Genomic DNA, 19,521 nt, shown 5'->3' with positions numbered 1-19,521 from the left:
CGAACAAGGCAGATCCTGATGACCATTCATTTCAAACCTCTTTCCAAACACGTTGGCGTCGAAGTCATCGGACTGGATCTTTCCAAAGCCTGCACGGCCCAAGAGGAGGAAATGCTCCGCAGCGCATTTGTGGAGCATGACCTTCTTTTGGTTCGCCAAGCGGGCCTCAGCCCCGAAGATCAGGCGCGCTTCGCCCGGATTTTTGGCGACATAGAGATCAGGAACAAAAGCAGCGACTCTGACGGGATTACGCAGCATGTCTCTAACACCCGCAAAGACGGCATCCTGGGAGATGGTGAAATTCTGTTTCACCAGGACCACCTCTTCTATCAGCACCCGCTCAAAGCCTTGATTCTCTATGGACTGGAGATTCCAGCATCCGGAAGCGTCACCAAGTTTCGGAGTGGCTCTGCAGTCCTAGCGCAACTACCGCCCTCGTTGAGAAGAAAGCTTGAGTCTGTTGAGTGCCTTCACCTGTACAACTACGCGGCTGATTACACCAAGAGGCAGGATCTTTCCAAAGCTCCAGACAGCGCTCCGCGCGCTTGGCAACCCCTGGTGTGGAACAACATCGACGCAAAAAGGAAGACGCTCTGGCTGAGTCCACTCAACGTCGTGGGATATCGTGGAGTGACGAACGAAGAAGGCGAGGCGCTGCTGCAGGAAGTTAACTCGATCGCCGATTCATCGGAGGAAACGGTGTATGCCCACCATTGGGCTCCTGGCGATCTGCTGATATGGAACAACCAGATGCTTCACCACGCCCGCATGCCATTCAACAATGCAGAACCGCGCACACTTCGGCGAACGCCGATTGTTTCAAAAGCTTCTGCTTCTGAAATGTCCGCAGAAATGTCGGAGCGAATTGAGTCCATCCGGAAAACGCGTGGGTTCATCTTGCCGCATCATGGTCTGATGGCAATTTGCGATATGCCGCTCCTGAAGGCGTATGACGCCTTTTACACGGAACTCGCGCTGAACAAAAGAGCGCTTGACGAACATGACAAGGAATTGGTGTGGGTGATGTGCCTGATCGCCACTCAGGAGGCGATACCTATACATCACATCAGGAATCTGCGCCGGAGCGGTGGATCTGATCTGGAAGTCGCAGAGCTTGCCCGAATCGCGTCGGTGGTCTGGGGAGCTACATCCTTCAAGTTCGTCGCGAACAACTTTAGTAACTACCTGCCTGACTTTGACAGGAAGGAGGAGTATTGGAAGCTCTATTCTGCAGCGTCGGATGGACTTTCCATCGGACCAAGAATGGCATCGCTAACGGCTCTGGCAGCATGTGTCTGCCAGGCCCGATGGGAAGAATTCGGGTGGCATCTGGAGAATGCGTATGAACTTAATGTTCCCGAGCCAGAGATAGCCGAGGCAATATCAATTCCGATGTTTCCAGGCGATGCGGCGAACTATTTCTATCCTGCATGCCAGATCTGGCGACGGCTTATCCGGAGTGGGACGCTGAACGCATCTGCGGCGTTTAAGACCTGGGCCTATCTGCCGGACCATGATCCGACAGCGGGCTAAGGCTTTAAACGAGCTGCGGAGCGAAGATTTAATTTAGATGCACAACGGAGAAATTTAAATGAGAAAGTCACCAGGATTTTTTAAGGCAATCGTCGTTGTGTCCTTTGGGATATTCGCGTCCTGCCTGGCCCAAGCGCAAAGCTATCCAAGCCACCCCATCACCATCATCGTCAATGCAGATGCAGGAGGTCCCACGGACATTGTGGCGCGGGCACTCAAAGACATCATGAGCTCGGACTTGGGGCAGCCGATCGTCATTGAGAACCGGACAGGGGCGGGGGGGATTGTTGGCGCGACTGCAGCGGCGAGAGCCCAACCAAACGGCTACACACTTCTGATCAGCGGAGCCGGCCCACTGGTGTTCAGCCCGCTGCTATCGGCAAATGTGCCTTACGATCCTGCCGCGTTCAAACACATCGCTCTCTTGACTACCCTGCCCACGATTCTTGCTGTCAACCCGAAGATTGAGGCAAAGACAGTGGCGGAACTGATCGCATTGGCCAAGCGAAAGCCGGGGGAGTTGATGTTTGCATCCTCAGGAATTGGAACCCCCAGTCACCTGGCTGGCGAATTGTTCAAGCAGGTTGGGGGAATTGAGATCCAGCACGTTCCTTACCGCAGTGTTCCGCAGGCAAATCTCGCGCTGGCCACGGGGGAAGTGGCATTGAGTTTCACAAGCCCCTCAAGCAGCCTGCCCTTGATCGCAGACGGTCGAATCCGGGCCTTGGCGGTGACTGGAAATGAACAGTTCAAGCAAGCGCCACAAATACCAAGCATCACTCAGGCGGGATATCGGAACATGGAAGTTCTTGGCTGGTTTGGTCTTCTTGCACCGGCAAACACTCCCAACGAAATCGTAAACCGTCTCTATCAATCTGCGGCTAAAGCGTTGGCGGACTCAAAGGTCCGAGAGGTATTGAGCAAGACGGGGGGCGACCCTGCCCTGCAATCTCCCGAAGAATTCTCCCGCTACACCAAGAACGAACGTGAACGCTGGGGAAAGGTGGTGCGCGCCGCCGGAATCAAGCCAGAGTAAACAGCGCCGCTTAACAGAGATTCACAGACTTCGGAAGATGAAAAACGCATGCTCAATCTAGATGGACAAGTTGCGCTTGTCACTGGTGCTGCCGGGGGAATCGGCAACGCGGTGATACGCCTCCTGCAGCAGCAGGGGGCCGTCGTCGCGGCAGTCGACCTGAATCCGCTCGATGAAACCTTATTGATAGGCTCAGGAGTTCAGCGTCCAGTCAAGTCATGGATTTGCGATGTAACAAAGGTCGAGGAAGTCGACCGCGTCTGCGACAAGGTCCGGGCCTCCTTGGGACCCATATCCATCCTTGTAAACCTCGCGGGAGGCAGTGGAACGCGTGCAGCTCAAACTTTAAGCGACACCACAGACGAAATCTGGGAGCATGTCATGTCCTTGAATGTCACAAGCGTCTTGCGTTTTTGCCGGGCGATTGCACCATCCATGAGCAGTGCAGGTTATGGGCGCATCATTAACGTTTCTTCGACACTTCGCCATGGGATATATGGTGCCGTTGGAACGCTCGGAGCCCGCTTGCCCTACATCACCAGTAAAAGCGCACTGGTGGGGATGACAAGCCAACTGGCCAAGGATCTCGGGCCCTTCGGGATCACAGTTAATGCGGTTGCTCCAGGCCTGACTTTGCCCGGGGAGGAAGGCGCAATTACAAAACGTTTCCGTGCCCTGCCCCAAGAAGCGCAAGACAAGCTGACAGGTCATATTCCCGCTGGTCGACCAGCGGATGGCAATGACATCGCAAATGCCATTGCATTTCTGGCATCGCCTGAGGCAAAGTATGTCAGCGGGCAAGTTCTGGATATAAGTGGCGGAGCTTGAGCCAGCTCTTGCTTGATTAACCTAGCAATGGACCGAGAATGAAAATCCCTAAAAAATATCAAAGCACATGGACCCTGCCCAATAATGCAAAACTGGCATTCACGGTGGGCATCCCGTTTGAGGCCTTTCTGAACCAAAGCCAGGTCAATCTCATTGCCAAACCAGGTGTCAAAGATGCTTTTTCGCTTTCCTACGGAGACTATGGTTGGAAGGTGGGCGTCTGGCGCTTGATGAGCCTGCTGGAGGAGTTTGGAGTTACAGCCTCAATGTCGGTGAATGGGCTGGCAGCTCAGCTCCACCCTGAGATCATCAAGGTGATGATCGAGCAGGGTCATGAAGTCTTGGGGCATGGATGGGTCAACGATGTCTACGTCAAAGACGAGGGTCCGGAAAAAGAGTCCGCAGAAATTGAACGGGTGACAAAAGCGATTGAGCAAGCTTGTGGCGTGCGTCCGGTAGGCTGGACAAGCCCTGGTAGCAGTGGGTCAGATCACACTGTCGAGTTGCTCAGTAAACACGGCTATACATGGGTAGGTGATGATGCCAGCGATGACATTCCTTTTGTCGTCAACACGGCTACGGGACCCTTTGTCATTCTTCCTCGCACGAATGTTTCTACAAATGACATCACGATGTGGGTGTTCCCGAAAAATCCCCCATCAGCCTTCTTCGAAAGTTTCAAGGACACGTTCGATCAGCTTTACGCTGAAGGCGCGGCCGGCTCGCCGAAGTGGCTTGATCTGACCTTGCACAGTCATATGGCAGGACGTGCCACCCTGATACCTACCATTCGTAAGTGCCTTGAATACGTGAAGCAACATGACGGAATCTTTTACACACGCAAGTGTGATCTTGCTGCCCAGGCATTGGCGGACCATGAAGATTCACTGAAACGTTCATAGTCCGAATAACCTGAAACTACTTCATCGTGAAAAAATCGCGCGCACTTCTAGGACAAATTAGCGACACAGACATCAGGCTGTTGCGAGTTTTCAAGAGCGTGGTGAACTGTGGCGGTATGGCCGCTGCTGAACTGGAGTTGAATATCGGGACATCGACGGTGAGCCGTCACATCAAGGACCTGGAAACCCGCCTGGGCTTAACCCTCTGTACACGCGGGAGAGCCGGCTTTGCGCTCACTCCTGAAGGAAGCCGGGTATATGAAGAGACGCTGCGCCTCATTTCCTCGATGGATCTCTTCCGAAGCGGCATTGATGACATACACGGCCGCCTTGGAGGAAAGGTTAACCTGGCAATCTTTGACAAGACAGCCACAAATCCGGAAGCGCACATCGGAAAAGCACTAGCCCTATTTCACGAAAGGGCACCCGCTGTCTCGTTGAATGTCTACGTGTCCACCATCAATGCCATAGAAAGAGGGGTTATTGACGGTGAATTCCAGGTTGGAATTATTCCGGCGCACCGTACATCGAGCATCCTGGACTACTCAACCTTGTTCAGGGAAACCATGCTTCTGTATTGTGGCAATTCGCATCCGCTCTATGATGCGGCCGACAGCCGATTGACCTGGGAGAGCCTCAGGTCACATGCCTTCGCTGTTTTGGGAGAGCACTCACCCAACATGGAGTTGAGCCATAAACACCAATTACAAAGTAAGGCCACTGGCTTTGACCAGGAAGCCATCGCCACGTTGATTCTTTCGGGCAACTTTCTCGGCTTTTTACCTGACCACTATGGTGATCTCTTTGAGCGCAGAGGCCAAATACGTGCCATTGCCCCGGCGCGGTTCAGATATGAATGCCGCTTTGTAAGCCTGCAGCGCCGCTCCCCTCAGCCCGCGCGGGTTGTGCAGCTGCTGAGCGCTTGCCTGGCGGAAGCCCATCCTCCCCAGACTTTCAACCTTGCTGCCGTGAAAGCCTGAGGCGCACTTAAGCCGTCTCGTGCAGCGCGTCACCCAGGGCACTGACAAGCCGTTCAATCTCAGTGACCTCGGTGATGAATGGCGGCGCCAGCTGGATCGTATCGCCGCTGTAGCGGACATAAAACCCTTTTTTCCAGCAGGCTTGAGCAATGTCGAAAGGCCTGCGAGCCGGTTCACCAGGAAGTGATTCAATGGTGATGCCCGCTGCCAGCCCAAAATTCCGAATGTCTGTCACATGTTTAGTCCCCTTCAGACTATGAACTGCTGACTCAAAATAAGGGGCCAATGCTGCAGCTTTGGCAACAATCTGCTCATTCACCAGAATATCGAGTGCCGCAATGCCGGCAGCGCAGGCAACTGGATGAGCCGAGTAGGTGTAACCGTGCGGGAACTCGACAAGATAGTCCGGGCCACCCGCGTCCATGAATGTTTCGTAAATCTCCCGCGTTGAAACCACAGCGCCAAGGGGCTGGGCACCATTGGTGACCTGTTTGGCAATGTTCATGATGTCGGGCACTACGCCGAATGCATCAGCGCCCGTCATGGCACCCGTACGCCCGAATGCCGTAATCACTTCGTCAAATATGAGCAGGATGTTGTTGTCCGTGCATATGCGACGCAATTTTTCGAGGTAGCCTACTGGCGGCACGACTACACCCGCCGAGCCAGAGAACGGCTCCACAATGACGGCAGCAATAGTTGATGCATCATGCAGCGCAATCATGTCAAGCAAGCGATCTGCCAAGTCGCCACCCGTCTGCGGCATTCCCTTCGAAAATGCAGCACCGGCTTGCTGTGTGTGCGGCAAATGGTCTGCCTCTATTCCAGAACCAAACAGTTTTCTGTTTCCAGCGATTCCCCCAACCGAAATCCCGCCGAAGTTCACACCGTGGTAGCCCTTCTCACGGCCAATGAGACGGGTTTTAGACGCTTGACCCTTCGCCCGCCAGTAGGCTCTCGCCATCTTGAGAGAAGTGTCAGCCGCTTCGGATCCAGAAGAAGTGAAGAATACGTACTCCAGAGACTTGGGTGTCAGATCGCGAATCCGGTTAGCCAGCTCAAAGGAAAGAGGATGTCCGTGCTGGAATCCAGGCGAATAATCCAGTTTTGCAACCTGTTTACTGATTGCAGCGGTGATCTCCTGACGTCCATGGCCCAAGCCACAACACCAAAGACCTGAAAGTCCGTCAAAGATTTTGCGGCCATCGATGTCTGTGTAGTAAGCACCTTTGGCCTCTACGATCATGCGCGGATCTTTTTTGAACTTTCGATTGCCCGTGAACGGCATCCAGTGGGAGTCCATCCAAGCAGGATCCGAACGAAAACTCGCATCCTGATTTGCTTCTGCAATGAGTGACATGATGATCCAAGTAGTAGGTGTTGGACCATTGTCCCGATCACCAGCAACAAGGAAAATAGCTAGTTAGCCATGTTTACTTGACTAACCGTGCAACTAGGTCGAAGGTTAATCACTCCGTCACTCTGCTGTTTTGCCGTGCAAGTAGCGCTGAGTGGCAAGCCACTTGGGGAGCGGTAGGTGCACATGTTAAACGCCTTTAGTCTTAAGCTTCTGCAACCCCGACCGACATCTCCCTCATGCCATTCGATCCTGCCCAATAGTTGCCAGTTACTGAGGGATCATGCCTGATGCTTTCACAAGACGGGAATAGGATCCGATATCTTCTCTGATTGCCTTTGCGAACTTCTCTGGGCTTCCGCCTGCTGTGTCCAGCCCGATCGCAGCGAATCGTTCACCCAAGCCGCCAGAAATCAGGGCTTTCTGAACGGCAGCGTTAAGGGTCTCGACAACGCTCCTAGGAGTGCCACTCGGAGCCAGCAGACCGATCCACGTCGTCAGTTCCAGCCCTTTAATTCCAACTTGGCTCATCGTGGGCACCTCGGGAAGGACGCCGGAACGAGTTTCGCTCATGACCGCTAATGCCCTGAGTTTTCCGCCCTTTACGTGGGTCACGGCTTCTGGCACAGGCGCAAAGATCATGTCAATCTGACCGCCTAGCAGATCAACCATTGCGGGAGCACCCCCCTTATATGCCACATGGGTCATGGCGGTCCCGGTCGCCTGACCAAACATGACTCCAAAAAGATGGTGCGGAGATCCATCGCCGCCGGAACCATAATTGAGTTTTCCAGGACTTGCTTTAGCCAACTCGACCAACTTTGCGACGGAGGTGTATGGGCTGGAGGGATTAACGATCAACACAGTGGGCTGAATTACGGTCTGAATGACCGGTGCGAAATCGCGCACAGGATCGTACGGCAGCTTAGCGAAAGTGCTCACATGAGACGCGATCCAGGCAGCTGGGGCCATCGTCAAGACATATCCATCCGGATTGGCCTTGGCGACGTAATCTGTACCGATGATTCCGGCACCTCCTGCCCTGTTTTCAACAATAAATGGTTGGCCCAATGACTCAGTCAATTTTTCGGCTACGGACCTTGCAACCATGTCTATGCTCCCACCTGCAGGCACGGCGACGACAATACGTACCGGTTTGTTGGGAAAGACAGGTTTCGCCAAAGTCGAAAAACCATGGGCATATCCCGCACTGGCAATGAAGCTTTTCAGAATGTCTCTACGTTTCATTTGCTACTCCTGAAGTCACTTAGGGTTCAAGATCAAACATCTGGATCCGGTTATCAACCGAAGTACTTGGACTCGTCAGCCAAAAGCTTCTTCGCCCATACCGCCACCACTTCATCCGGATTGCTTCGCTCAGACCAGCGCCGAGGAAAGTTCTGCAGCGAATGTTTCGCTTTGCGCAGCAAGCGAAGATGGACCATATGCCTCAGTAGCTCCAGGATCGATTCGCTGCATATCGGAGGGGTTCCATCCACCCACCCATTGGCAAGTCCTGTTACAGGGTCGATCAGACCGCATCGAGCAGCGGTCTCCGTTACCCGACGTTCGTCGGAAACCTCGTGAATTGCCTCGGGCATATGCAACGCAGCCGCAAGGCATGCTTCGATGCCATAAGCCCCCCAATTTGCAACCGCAGCAACAACGAGCACTTCTGTCTTCAGAGGCGTTCCGATGATTTTTCCGGTCGGGACCACATCATCGATCGCATCGAGAATGCTGCCCATCCCCACCTCATTTCCGCCATCGCCAATGCCTATCGTGAGAACGCCGCGACGATTTGCTTCGTTCACTATCCAATCGATCTTTCCGACCACTGACGAAACATCGAGGCCAACGCCAGTGTGATAGAAGCCGCTTCGACAAGGTGCTGGCTTCTCAATCGCAATAAATGCTGATGGATTAACTTCATCCAGGCAGCGGATCGCCTCGCGCTGAGCCCGATCGGTGTCTATGGGCAGCACTGCAATCGCCCCCTTGTAAGGCGTTGTACGTGCAAGTTCCAAGTCCACAATCTCTATACCCGCAGCATTGGCCAGCGCAGTCATGCTAGCGACGTTGTTCAGCTCTGTCAGGAAAACAGGGGTTGCGTCGAGCATCGCGCAGAGTGCACGCGCCAGCAATGCAGCCCCCAGTGGACCATCAGCCTCTCCAATCATGGATGGGGGATCAAAAAACCCACTTGTGATGATCACTGTGTCGCGCGGCTTAACTTTCTCAAGCAGCTTTTTTGCTGCAAGCGATGTCATCGGCTCCCCGCTGATCAATCTACCTGCATCTGACAACTCTTTGGTGATATTCCGGTTGGTGAGCTCTGCGGATCCTCCGGACATGAAAATCTGTGATGACAACAGGCGGTCAGCAGATTCGCCAACAGTTTCGCAAAGGGTGATATCTAGTTCCATAATTTTCTCAATTGATTGGGGATCGGCTGGATGTTATTGGCGCCTGTATTGCCCCCGCAGACCTATAAGGGGCAGAGGCCGCGCCTAAATAGTTACGGGATTTCTGAGTACTCCTATATCCTCGATCTCGGCCTCAATGACATCACCCGGACGGAGCCGGTAGTCAAACATCCCGGGCGGTGATCCAGTTGTCACGATGTCACCCGCGCGGAGTTCGTAAATTTGACTGGCGAGCGACACAACAGTTTCGATCGGGAACATCATTTCTGACAGTGACCCGTTTTGATATGCGACACCATTGACACGCAATTCAAATCGCAGTGACTGAACGTTTTCAATGTCCTCAGCTGGAACCATGTGGGGTCCAATGGGGCCAAACGTGTAAAAACCTTTGGATGCGCAGACCGGATAGCCTGCAAGCTCCATGTCGCGCTGAGTCAGATCGTTGAAGATTGTGTAGCCGAGGATGTGTTCCCTGACGTCGGACACTTTCAGCCGATGACAGGTATCCTTAATGACAATCCCAAGCTCCACTTCACCTGTAACTTGACCCCAAGAGTTGTCGAACGTCTTTTTGATAAGTGGAGAAATATCAGGCAGTTTGACAGGGGCTCCATCGCTGCTGAAGGAGGATGGGGACTTGACAAAGAACCACGGCAGGCCTTTTATCTCCTCCTTAATCGGAAACCACTCCGCCAGCTCCTTGTTGTGTGCTGCGTAAGACATGCCGCCGCAAATGATCTGGCGCGGTAATGCGAGCGGTATTCGCCTAGTCCTTGAAGTTGCAAATTTCTGTGAGCCGGCATATCGATCTGGGCTTTCCACGTTCGTGGCCGAATTGGGCATTTTTATCTCCGTGTATTCAGTTGCCATCAATCAAGCTTTATCTTGAGCTCAGGTAACGCTTGGCCCCACCTTTCAAAGGATGCTTTGGCAAATTCATCCGCCTGCTGGCTGGATGGCCGGTCGCTTATCGTGAAGCCTCCATCGTTGAGCTTTTGCATCACGGTGGGATCCACCAAAGCCGCGTTCAAACTCTGATTTAGACGGTCGACCACAGGTTGTGGTGTACCTGCAGCGACGGCCATTCCCAACCACACCTGAAATCCCACGTCGTATCCGGATTCAAGGAAAGTGGGCAACGAGGAATAGGCGCTCAGCCGCTTTGGGGTGGCGGTTCCGATCATCTTCAACTTCCCAGCACGGACATGCTGGATCCCATCGTTTGGACCAACGAAAAGTGCCGAAACCTGGCCGGCCATCAGATCGATAAATGCCGGGGGCGATCCTTTATATGGAACGTGAACCATATTGAGGTTTGCTTTCTGCTTGAACATCTCCATAGTCAGGTGTGCCGCAGTCCCCAACCCAGACGACGCGTAGTTCACGGTGCCCGGGGGCTTTGACTTGACGTAATTGATGTATTCCGCAACTGTGTTGACATTGAGTGAGGCAGGAACAAACATCACCATCGGTATGCTCACGAGCATGCCGGCCATCTTTAAGTCCCGCTTTGGCTCGTAAGCGAGCTTTGTGTAGAGATGGGGATTGAGGGCGTAGGTGCCTATATCCACACTCATGAGGGTGTATCCATCACGCGGCGCGGACGTCACACCCCCAACTGCCACCGCCCCGGCGGCACCAGGCCGGTTATCGACCGCAATCGACTGTCCCAAGCTTTTACTCATTGAATCGGCGACAACTCGCGTAACAAAGTCCAGCCCGCTGCCCGCAGGAAACCCTACGATCCAACGGAGCGGGCGCTCTGGAAATGCTTGTGCTTGAGCGGCACCTGCGGCTCCCAGAAGCAACGTCGCCAACAACACCGAATGGCAGGCTGACGTGATTCTTCTGTAACCGCCATGCAGCTGGCGCGTAGCCGTTGTTATCAGTGCCTCTAAAAATCTGGATTGCAGCAGGTTTGCGCCGCAATCGCATCTACTAGCCGGGTTCATAACAATCTCCTATTTCTTCAAGATATCGTATCAACATATAGAACGCTTGTTCTATTATTTATCCTAACGGTTCCAAATTTTTGTGTCAATGAGGGTTTTGCTAGCGCCTTGCCACGCTCGCTCGACAGAGCGTCCAAATGAGCGAATGCATAATTCCTAACTAGTAACTCGCCGCCCAACCGCGGCACGAATTCCGCCTCAAAGGTATCGATGGATAAAACACTTGTTAAAGGACTGGCCGTTCTTGAAGCGTTGGCGAAAAGCGAACGTGCTCGTGGAGTGACCGAGGTGAGTCAAGAACTGGGGATGACGAAAAGCAACGTTCATCGCTTCATGCAGACGCTGACCGAGTGTGGGTACATCAAACAGGATGCGGAAAGTGGTCGCTATCTGCCCACCCTCAAAGCTTGGGAAATAGGCTACGAGGTGCTCAGCCGCTCGACATTGAAACGGAGCTTCTCACCCTATGCAGAGGACTTGGCCAGACGCACAGGGCAACTGGTGCATGTGGTGGTAGTTTCTGGCGACGAGTTGCAGTTTCTTGAGCAGATCGGAGCACCCAACCCCCACCCTCTTCGGCGATGGCCAATAGGCGGGAGAATGAAATTCTGGGAATTCCTCCCTGGTGGACACGACTTGGTGGCCATTCAGCTGGCCTATATGGCGACGCTACCCGCCTCTCAACAAAAGTGGCTATTTAAAAAGGTTGATGAGGAATCTCACCACTCAATAACCGCCAAAGACCTTCTGAAGCGTATTGAAGAAACCAAAAAGCGAGGGTACGCCATCAACAAAGGTGAATGGCATGAAGCGGTCAGAGGGTCCGCAGCCACTTTCTTTTCTGAAGGCGGAGAGCCGGCTGGCGTCTTAGGACTAATGGCGCAATCTGAAGGCGCAACCTTGGCTGACCTTGAAAGATGGGGAAAAGCCAACAAGGAGTGCGGCGACGCTATCTCCTATGCTCTCGGGTATCGCGGGACTGTCAAGTCAACTCGGTAATATCGCTGGCCAAGCAACGCAGCAATGGCGGGGGGAGGGGTGTTTTGGAGCGAACATTGCCAGACACTTAGTACTTCGAATCCAGGATGCCCAGTCTCTGCAAATGTTGGGATGTCGGGAAAAGTGCTGAACGTCGAGTCCCTATCACCGCCAGGAAATTCAGACGCCCCCTGCTTTGTGAAAACAGGCCAGACTCAATAGTGTGGCCTGTCTATTCCTTGGTCAAATATGTTTAAGGCCAGTAAGAGCCAGTTTCCTGCACCACAATTTGAATCATGGCATCGATGTAGTATGGATCGTCGTAGATATTTTGACTTTCACCGTGTTGATTGCCTTCGTCGTCGTCGCATTCGATATCACTAGTCATAAAACTTCCTTAAAAAGAACACTGGAAAAGAACCAGTGATAGCACAATACTTATTAGGCGTGAGCTATGCAACCAAAACTTTTCCGCAGATATGTCACTAGGGTTCAACGTAATCCAAAGACGTCCAAGAACGTCTAAAAATATATTGTGCAATTGTTGTAAGGCTGCAATTTATTGTTAGTGCCTTCAAGTTACTCCCGGGATCCCTCAGCAGCGGCCTAATGCGCAAATGGCCGAAAATTCGCCGTCGGCTTTGAACGCTGCTGAAATCCAACCCGTAAAGAGTGGTGATTTCCATCGAGACCTGATCCACGTGGGCCCTACCCCGCAAATTTTCAAAAGCAGGGGAACTCTGGAGTAATAGACCTGGTGAGATTCAACGCCATCAGGCGCTGGGCACTGCGAGAGCATATGTACATGCGCAAAATGGCAAGGCGTGCAGGCCTCGCACGCAACACGATAAAGAAGTACCTCACATCCGAGGAGAGCGAGCCGCGGTATACCAGGTGGGCCAGGCCAAGCAAGCTTGATCCCTATGCCAAAAAGCGGGCCGCATGGCTGGTAACGGAGGTAACAAAATCGCGTAAACAGCGGCGTACTTTAAGACAGATCTACACAGTCCTTCATTGGTTGTTCCGCGTATGATTTGCCGTTTTGAATTGATGACCAAAGGCTGCTCTCAGTTTCAAAAACCTGCAACAACTCGTGCTTGGTGACTGTGCAATGGATAAATTGACTCGAAATTTTGTCTTGGAAGAAATTCAGAATGAAGCGGTGGGAATCGACGTTTTTTCGAAAGAGTATTTCTTCGACAGCAAATACGCAAAACATCGAAGCGAGGTGGTGGTTTTCGGGGGCTCACTGTCACACAGAAGCCGTCTGTCAATCCTGATTCGCGAAGGACTGAACAACGTCCGCCGTAAAAAGATATTTGACAGTGACTTTCAGCTGGGAAACAGGCGCGCGCTAGCACCATCGCAGTGCACATACGAAAGCCTTACGCATGAGCTTTGGCCCGGAACAATAAAACCAGAAGCGAACGATGCTTTCGAAACCATACAGAATTGGATTCCCATAATCACAGGCAGAAAGATAGGGGATCATGCCAAAACCAACAAGTCAACTACCTTCAAAGTGCTGTATACGTTGAAGCGACTGATGATGAGAAACCAGAGGCTCTTTGATTTGTTGCGTCCGCCGAACCTGGAAAACTGGTCATTGGCTTTTGGAGACGCTTACGGCTATAAAAAAAATCAAGAGCAAGTTTGGTTGGTGGCTGACTTGAAAGCTTATCTCAGCGCCGAGTTGAGTCATGAATCTATTCAGAGAATCGGCGATGCATACAGGGGGCTGGGTGAGTGGAAAAACAGTGTTCTACAACTTGTTCCGCAAGCCCTCTCCGCTGCGTACGCCGCAGATCCGATAGGCAAAGCGTCTGCATTCAAAGCTTTGGCTGATGAACTCGGAAAGTTTCAGGTGTCAGGGCCGCTAAACGTTGCACCATTGGATGAGATCCTCTTTAGCCACGTTCTGTCGCTTGATGAGCAGCATCTACACATTGGCTACTCAAAGCTGTTGATGCAGGCCGTGCCTCAAATTTCGGTCACCCCAATCCGCCTCCCGCTAAAAAGATTAACTAATCTGATCCTGACCGCCGAACAAGATGAGGAACATGAATTTATAGAAATCCAGAAGGTGTGTGAGGTTGCGAACAAATATCGTGAGGAAATCATCTCCCTCATGCAACTAGCCCTGGACTCGAAAATCAAGCCTCCAGGTTTCAACAGCATTGTGGAAGCCGCAACTAACCTCCTGCACACGCGCGCAGTATGGGGAAGAAATGGAAAAGGACTATTTCAGGACCGAACAGCGCTGGTGAGCGTGCTGGAGATGATTGCTGCGTTCTGCTGTGTCTGGCACACGCAGATGGATGGCACGGAAGTTATGCCGTATTGGCCTGGGCAGAAAACCCAAGGCAAACGTGTCACAACTTCATTTAAGCAAGCACCTCTGCCTATACCTGACATCACGGTTGATGAGATTCCTGAGGAACACCGGCACTTCCTTACGTATCGTTTTGAATGGTTTACCAATGCACTCCGCGGGCATCAAGAGTTGATACAACAAGAGTTCGCATTCCGCTCCGCCATTGCGAAAATTGTGGCAGACCTGAGCCGTACAAATAATCCTGGCTACATCGTCGACACCCCGGACATAATCAACGCCCTCATTCAAGAGACGGCGTGGAGAATACTTCCGGAGTAGATCCCCCGTGACTATCAAGAGCGTTTTTCAGCGAGTCGAGCAGTAGCCTCATCTCATCCGGTAAAACGTGTCTATCTTTCACTCAGCATCGTTTAGGTGCGTCGATCCCGACTAAAAGCCAGCAAGAGGTTTTCGACAGGAAATTCTTTGCTGCTGAATTTACCAATGAAGTAAATGCCAGCTGACATCGGCTGAACGATGCATCCATCTCCCGTCTATCCCGGCCTTCTCTTTTCGGCAAATCCATACATCTGGGTTCACCGCTCCGTAAGGGCGTCGAGATAAGCACACCTTCGACGCGGCGTCGGAATCTGTCGGCGTTGAAAACTCTCCCCGAGACTTAAACCGGCGCTTTTTTTACAGTTCAACCAAGCCATGGTGGCCCCGGCGGAACTAAAGACTTCAGGTTCCCCGAAAGTAAACGGAGAACCTATGCCTTTAATCAAACCTGCAGTCCCAACTGAAATCTTCACGGGGGTTAGTCGCACGTCACCTAACCCATCGGAAGCACTCGAAACCGCTGCGAAGTGCTCCTGTCAAGCAAGCCGCAAATTTTCTGTTGAGGTGATTGCTCAAGAATCCCTTCTGAAGTGGCTCGACATTAGTCGCACCACGTTGTACAGCCTGCAGGACCCCGACGACCCCAAATTTGACCCAGATTTTCCCACCGTTTCAAAACCATTCGGCGAGAAGAAGAATTACTGGGTCGTGGAGGAGATCTCCGTTTGGCTCAGTGCACGTATTGCCGCAGGCCGTTCACCGCGCCTTGTGAATTCTAGCAAAGCAAAGGGTCGCTAGCAAACATCAACCCTGTGCAACTGCCCACTAATTTAGGAGGCGTTTAACCATCATCCCCGCGTGGAGTTCATTGGGTCCCGGGTGGACCGCTACACCACCCCAGGACTAAAGGCTGGCCGATTTCCTGACTGCTTTGACCCACTTACCAAATCAAACCTGAGGGCATCTATTCCGTAGTGATTCATGTTGTTTGTCACTATCTTTCTGGAAAAAAGGAGCAATTTTCTTGGGCGCTGGAGGTCCCGTGCGTCCGACTTGGATTCGTTTTTTATTGGATATGCAAAGGAGATCACCTATATGAAAGTCATAGGCACCAAGCTCGAAAAGCTTTTGGAAGCCCGAAAAAACATCGCATTCGAGCGAGACCTTTTTCTAGCAAAGGAAATCCCACTTCGTAAGGCTGACCCTACATTCACGCCCGCACAGCTCAAGTCGCTCAGAAATCTGCAGATGTCGCATTTCAAAATCGCAGGCATGAAGATTGAGCGCGACATCCTTTCATGTCTTATTGAGCAGGAGGTCAAGGATCACGCGAAGAAGACTGCTTTGAAGCACTAGGCGGCACCACAGCCTCCCATTTTCACAATCTCTTCAGGGGGTATGCAATTTCGATAGCGATGAAGCACTACGTCTTTCGTCCTCAACCTTTTAAGAACTATGGAAAACGAAACTTTTGATCCACCATTCCCATGTGAAGCATTGATGCCAGTAATTGCCGGCGCTACCCACTTTATCCAACGCACCAATCAAACCCCAGTCGAAATGGGGGCTTGCTCAGTATTGGCGGCATGCGCATCGGTCTGCCAGGGTCTTTACGATGTTAAATGGCGAGAGAATAAAAAATCGCCTTCAACACTGATTATTCTCATTGATGCAGGGTCCGGAGAACGCAAAAGTGCCATCGACGACATAGCGTTTCTTCACATACGATTATTCAATGCAGCGCAAGCACTTCTTGCAGAAGAGCATGAGCACGAATATCAAGCGAACGTGGCACTTTGGAAGCAGAAAGTCAAAGAGATCCGAAAGCTGATTTCCAAGCTATGCGCGCGCGATGAATGTACCGACGAAGAGGAAGATCGCCTGGAAGAGCTGCTATTGGAAGAGCCTGAAAAGCGGAAATTTGCCCAAATGCTGGTGGTTGAATCAACAGGGCCGGCATTGGCTCAGCATCTTCACTCGACTTACCCATACGCGGGGCTTATTACCGACGAGGGAATCACAGTTTTCAAAAGCGGTGTGTTGAGCGACTTAGGGATGCACAACAAGCTTTGGGAAGCCGGAAATTGGAGTTCGGACCGTATCACGCGCAAAAGAGTTGTTCTGAGTGACTGCCGGTTGAGCATTTATATCCAGAGCCAACCAGGCGTTACGGACAACTACCTTGAAGATCGAGGCAAGCTCTTCCATGCGACAGGATTTTCGAGCCGTATTCTTTACGCTCGTCCCAAATCGACGCAAGGAGCAAGACTTGAAGAATTTATAGATATCAGCAAGGAAATCATCGAGCCGTATCACGCGCGCGTGCGTGAACTTTTGAAGGAATACGAAGGGCCTGAGGTTCCCAAGCCGCAAGAGTTGACGCTTAGCAAGCCAGCGTCCGAACTGTTGGCCTGGTACTCTCGTGAAATTGAAAAGGAACTGGGCGAAGGAAAACGCTTCTTCGACATGCGAGGCGCCGCTTCCAAAAGCACCGAAAACGCCGCGAGGATTGCCGCCATCTTGCACATAATGGAGAAAAGGAATGGTCCCATTTCAGTGGAGGTCATCCGGAACGCCATCAAGCTCGCTGCCTGGTTTCTAAATCAATTTCGCAAGCGGTTTTCCCCCCGGTCGCAACTTGAGCTGGACATGATCAGTCTCGAAGAGTTCATCACCGACAGGATCGCCCCCCGATTTGCGAAGGAAAGATCCGTTCCGGGACCCTACTTGTGCAGATACGCACCACGCCATCTACGACAAATAGACCGGCTTTGGGAGACGCTCAAAGGGCTCGAGCATAGGAATAAGGTGAAAGTTTGGGGAAGCAAAGGGGACTCATGGCATGTTCATCTTGCTGACTGGTTCCCTCCCCCGCCAGTTCCGGTCCACCCCATAGATGAGCGACCACAACGATTCTCACGATTTGACAGGCCATGGTATGTTCGTGAACCAGTCAAACCAGAGGTTACGAACGACGGTTACGAACTTTGGCCAGGGGTGTATCTGAAGTAACGAGCTCTCGGTCGCGGCTATTTGGCTACTGAGTAGCCAAATAGCCGCCAACCGATCCATTTGAAGTCAAACGAAGGCCGGCTGGACGGCTATGACTCGTCTAGTTTGGACCGGGCGTCACGGCGTCCCATCTGCCGTACCGCAGATATTCCCGTCATCTGAGTCGGTCGTGGGCGCGTCTGGCCCTTTTCCCAGAGATAAACCGTAGCACCTGAAACACCGATCAGTTTTCCCATATCCGCAGCCGACAGGCCCAGACGCTTGCGCTGAGCGGCAATGCCTTTGGCGCTGAAGCGCTCAACTGACTTTTCAGCTCCAGCCTCTTTCGCCGTTGAATTTCGTGCCCGACCACTTCCAGCGGCTTTGCTCAACAGCTTGATTGCCTTTTCCAACTCCAACAACCGGCGTTTGAGTTCGGCATTGTCAGCGCGTAGTTTGGTAGTGACTTTCTTGAGAGTTTGGAATTCGGCACGCATCTCTTTGCGCGACACGCGGGAAATCTCGGACTTCAGAGCAACAGCTATGTTCATGGGATCCAATGTTAACAACTCATGGAAGCCGAGTTTTAAGACAAGTCCGGCTGGACAGTGCCTGCCAAGCGAACTGCAAGCCGTTTCGTTTTAAGGCCAGAGTCTATTCAAGATCCGGGTCAACCGGGCGCCGGCCAACACCAGTTGCTGCTCCAGGACTGGAGTCCAACGGTCCACATAAGGTGCCTCTACCTTCCGGTCGGGATAGAACCCGGGCGTCGCCACGACGCGGCAAGACTCTTCAGCCACGCGGACGAGATCGATCAGGTTGACACGGGCAGGTAACGGTCTGGTAAAAAGCCTGTCTACCCAGACCTTCGTGTCGTCCGAGACAAATTTGATCAATCCAGAATCCCAAAGTGCGTGAAGGTTGGAACCGCGTTTATAAGCCTGGATTTGATACTGGTTTCCACCCCTGTCGTCCAAATAGCCCAGGTGCAGCGGCTGGTGAAGGTCACCGATGAAATGGACCAAGTATTTGAGGGCTTGCAGCCTCTGAAGGTCAGTGGCATCAGACTTCAAAATATTCAACTGCCGGTCGATGGCACCCAGAAGGCAGTTGCCGTCGGGGCAGTCCCTGGCTTGGTCGTAATTGCAACTGGTGCGCGGGAAGTTCAAAAAATGCCAGCGCGCAGTGGTGGAATTTTTACGCTCATCCGCCCATGTGGAAATGGAAGCCAGTGTGGATCCAGCTTCCGAGGCGAGCAGAGTCTGCACTTGGACTCGAGCGTTAGCAGTAAGCTGCTTCTCGGCCAAGGCGCCAATGACCTGATGTCCCGTAGCGCCCCAAGCGAAGGCGCATGGCGGAAACATGAGTACGCTAATGACGAGTAGCTGTCCAAGCCGCGAAATGGCAATTCCCAAATGGCATCCCATCCTGGGAGTCGGCGATCGAACGCTTGTTGTGCTAATGGACCGGCAGTTCGTGGAATCTTTGCCCAACGCTACCAAAGCGCAGAGTCCCGAAGATTTCGAACCCAGCGTCGGGCATGCCTGCGGCGTTTCCATTCCCATGCAAGGGCAATCAGGATGATGCCCACACCCACAACCGATTTCCCATTCTCCCAGCCTGCGCCCGGCCACCACCGATAGCAGCAAGCAGCTTATGGCAGTACCTACAAGAGTGGCAGCGATGAAGGTGACTAGTCGCGGCATGACTAACAAAGAATTGGTGTGACGTTCGATATTTGGAAGCTCAGGGGGATTCAATCTCCCAAAGAGCTGCACATTGTCCACAAAAACTGGGGCTAACCTTTTGGATAACTTCCATGTCCGGTTGCCCGAATTGGCTCAGCTTCACGGCTTTAACCAGTTGCCTACATATTAAGCAA

At 52.5% G+C, this 19,521-nt stretch carries 18 protein-coding genes; 10 read left to right on the top strand and 8 right to left on the bottom strand.

The genetic code is table 11. The features are described 5' to 3' along the window. The first annotated feature begins 18 nt into the window (after nt 1–18). The 5 genes from HYX42_RS08340 to HYX42_RS08320 are packed head-to-tail and all read left to right on the top strand — an operon-like array spanning nt 19 to nt 5,279. Nucleotides 19–1,533, top strand: a complete 1,515-nt coding sequence (locus HYX42_RS08340) for a TauD/TfdA family dioxygenase (RefSeq protein ID WP_293401747.1) — start codon at nt 19–21, stop codon at nt 1,531–1,533. Between the two features lie 58 nt (nt 1,534–1,591). Beyond that, on the top strand, nt 1,592–2,569 hold the full coding sequence (locus HYX42_RS08335; protein ID WP_293401745.1) for a tripartite tricarboxylate transporter substrate binding protein: 978 nt from the start codon (nt 1,592–1,594) through the stop codon (nt 2,567–2,569). A gap of 48 nt (nt 2,570–2,617) precedes the next feature. Then, nucleotides 2,618–3,397, top strand: coding sequence for an SDR family oxidoreductase (locus HYX42_RS08330; protein WP_293401743.1), 780 nt, complete (start codon nt 2,618–2,620; stop codon nt 3,395–3,397). Nucleotides 3,398–3,435: 38 nt separating this feature from the next. Further along, nucleotides 3,436–4,299 carry a polysaccharide deacetylase family protein gene (locus HYX42_RS08325; protein ID WP_293401741.1) on the top strand — a complete coding sequence of 288 codons (864 nt, stop codon included), beginning with the start codon at nt 3,436–3,438 and terminating at the stop codon, nt 4,297–4,299. Nucleotides 4,300–4,325: 26 nt separating this feature from the next. Then, nucleotides 4,326–5,279, top strand: a complete 954-nt coding sequence (locus tag HYX42_RS08320) for a LysR family transcriptional regulator (RefSeq protein WP_293401739.1) — start codon at nt 4,326–4,328, stop codon at nt 5,277–5,279. A 7-nt stretch (nt 5,280–5,286) separates the two neighbouring features. Here HYX42_RS08320 and HYX42_RS08315 read toward each other — a convergent pair whose 3' ends face one another. From HYX42_RS08315 to HYX42_RS08295, 5 genes are all read right to left on the bottom strand, one after another. Next, on the bottom strand, nt 5,287–6,639 hold the full coding sequence (locus tag HYX42_RS08315) for an aspartate aminotransferase family protein (RefSeq protein ID WP_293401737.1): 1,353 nt from the start codon (nt 6,637–6,639) through the stop codon (nt 5,287–5,289). A 267-nt stretch (nt 6,640–6,906) separates the two neighbouring features. After that, on the bottom strand, nt 6,907–7,884 hold the full coding sequence (locus HYX42_RS08310; protein WP_293401735.1) for a tripartite tricarboxylate transporter substrate binding protein: 978 nt from the start codon (nt 7,882–7,884) through the stop codon (nt 6,907–6,909). A 53-nt stretch (nt 7,885–7,937) separates the two neighbouring features. Continuing rightward, the gene (locus HYX42_RS08305; RefSeq protein ID WP_293401733.1) at nt 7,938–9,062 is read right to left on the bottom strand and encodes a glutamate cyclase domain-containing protein; all 1,125 of its coding nucleotides are present in this window, start codon (nt 9,060–9,062) and stop codon (nt 7,938–7,940) included. A gap of 84 nt (nt 9,063–9,146) precedes the next feature. Beyond that, nucleotides 9,147–9,908 (bottom strand): fumarylacetoacetate hydrolase family protein, encoded by a 762-nt coding sequence (locus HYX42_RS08300; RefSeq protein WP_293401731.1) that lies wholly within the window; start codon nt 9,906–9,908, stop codon nt 9,147–9,149. 26 nt (nt 9,909–9,934) lie between these two features. Next, on the bottom strand, nt 9,935–11,017 hold the full coding sequence (locus HYX42_RS08295) for a tripartite tricarboxylate transporter substrate binding protein (protein ID WP_293401729.1): 1,083 nt from the start codon (nt 11,015–11,017) through the stop codon (nt 9,935–9,937). 210 nt (nt 11,018–11,227) lie between these two features. On the opposite strand from HYX42_RS08295, the gene HYX42_RS08290 reads away from it, so the two are divergent. Further along, nucleotides 11,228–12,016 carry an IclR family transcriptional regulator gene (locus HYX42_RS08290; protein WP_293401727.1) on the top strand — a complete coding sequence of 263 codons (789 nt, stop codon included), beginning with the start codon at nt 11,228–11,230 and terminating at the stop codon, nt 12,014–12,016. A 232-nt stretch (nt 12,017–12,248) separates the two neighbouring features. On the opposite strand, the gene HYX42_RS08285 is transcribed toward HYX42_RS08290, so the two are convergent. Beyond that, nucleotides 12,249–12,383 carry a hypothetical protein gene (locus HYX42_RS08285; RefSeq protein WP_293401725.1) on the bottom strand — a complete coding sequence of 45 codons (135 nt, stop codon included), beginning with the start codon at nt 12,381–12,383 and terminating at the stop codon, nt 12,249–12,251. A 723-nt stretch (nt 12,384–13,106) separates the two neighbouring features. Here HYX42_RS08285 and HYX42_RS08280 point away from each other — a divergent pair. From HYX42_RS08280 to HYX42_RS08265, 4 genes are all read left to right on the top strand, one after another. Further along, nucleotides 13,107–14,648: a hypothetical protein gene (locus HYX42_RS08280; protein WP_293401723.1), complete on the top strand. Its 1,542-nt coding sequence runs from the start codon at nt 13,107–13,109 to the stop codon at nt 14,646–14,648. 432 nt (nt 14,649–15,080) lie between these two features. After that, on the top strand, nt 15,081–15,446 hold the full coding sequence (locus HYX42_RS08275; RefSeq protein WP_293401721.1) for a hypothetical protein: 366 nt from the start codon (nt 15,081–15,083) through the stop codon (nt 15,444–15,446). Nucleotides 15,447–15,743: 297 nt separating this feature from the next. Then, complete coding sequence (locus HYX42_RS08270) at nt 15,744–16,004, top strand: hypothetical protein (RefSeq protein WP_293401719.1); 261 nt, start codon at nt 15,744–15,746, stop codon at nt 16,002–16,004. A 99-nt stretch (nt 16,005–16,103) separates the two neighbouring features. After that, nucleotides 16,104–17,660, top strand: coding sequence for a YfjI family protein (locus HYX42_RS08265; RefSeq protein WP_293401717.1), 1,557 nt, complete (start codon nt 16,104–16,106; stop codon nt 17,658–17,660). Nucleotides 17,661–17,749: 89 nt separating this feature from the next. Here HYX42_RS08265 and HYX42_RS08260 read toward each other — a convergent pair whose 3' ends face one another. Further along, nucleotides 17,750–18,190, bottom strand: coding sequence for a helix-turn-helix domain-containing protein (locus HYX42_RS08260; protein ID WP_293401715.1), 441 nt, complete (start codon nt 18,188–18,190; stop codon nt 17,750–17,752). 90 nt (nt 18,191–18,280) lie between these two features. Next, the gene (locus HYX42_RS08255) at nt 18,281–19,003 is read right to left on the bottom strand and encodes a S1/P1 nuclease (RefSeq protein ID WP_293402437.1); all 723 of its coding nucleotides are present in this window, start codon (nt 19,001–19,003) and stop codon (nt 18,281–18,283) included. Between the last annotated feature and the right edge of the window lie 518 nt (nt 19,004–19,521).

It is taken from the genome of Polaromonas sp. (assembly GCF_016185115.1).
GTDB lineage: Bacteria > Pseudomonadota > Gammaproteobacteria > Burkholderiales > Burkholderiaceae_C > Polaromonas.
Note: the sequence above shows the minus strand (reverse complement) of the source record. Positions and strands in the feature narration are given on the sequence as shown.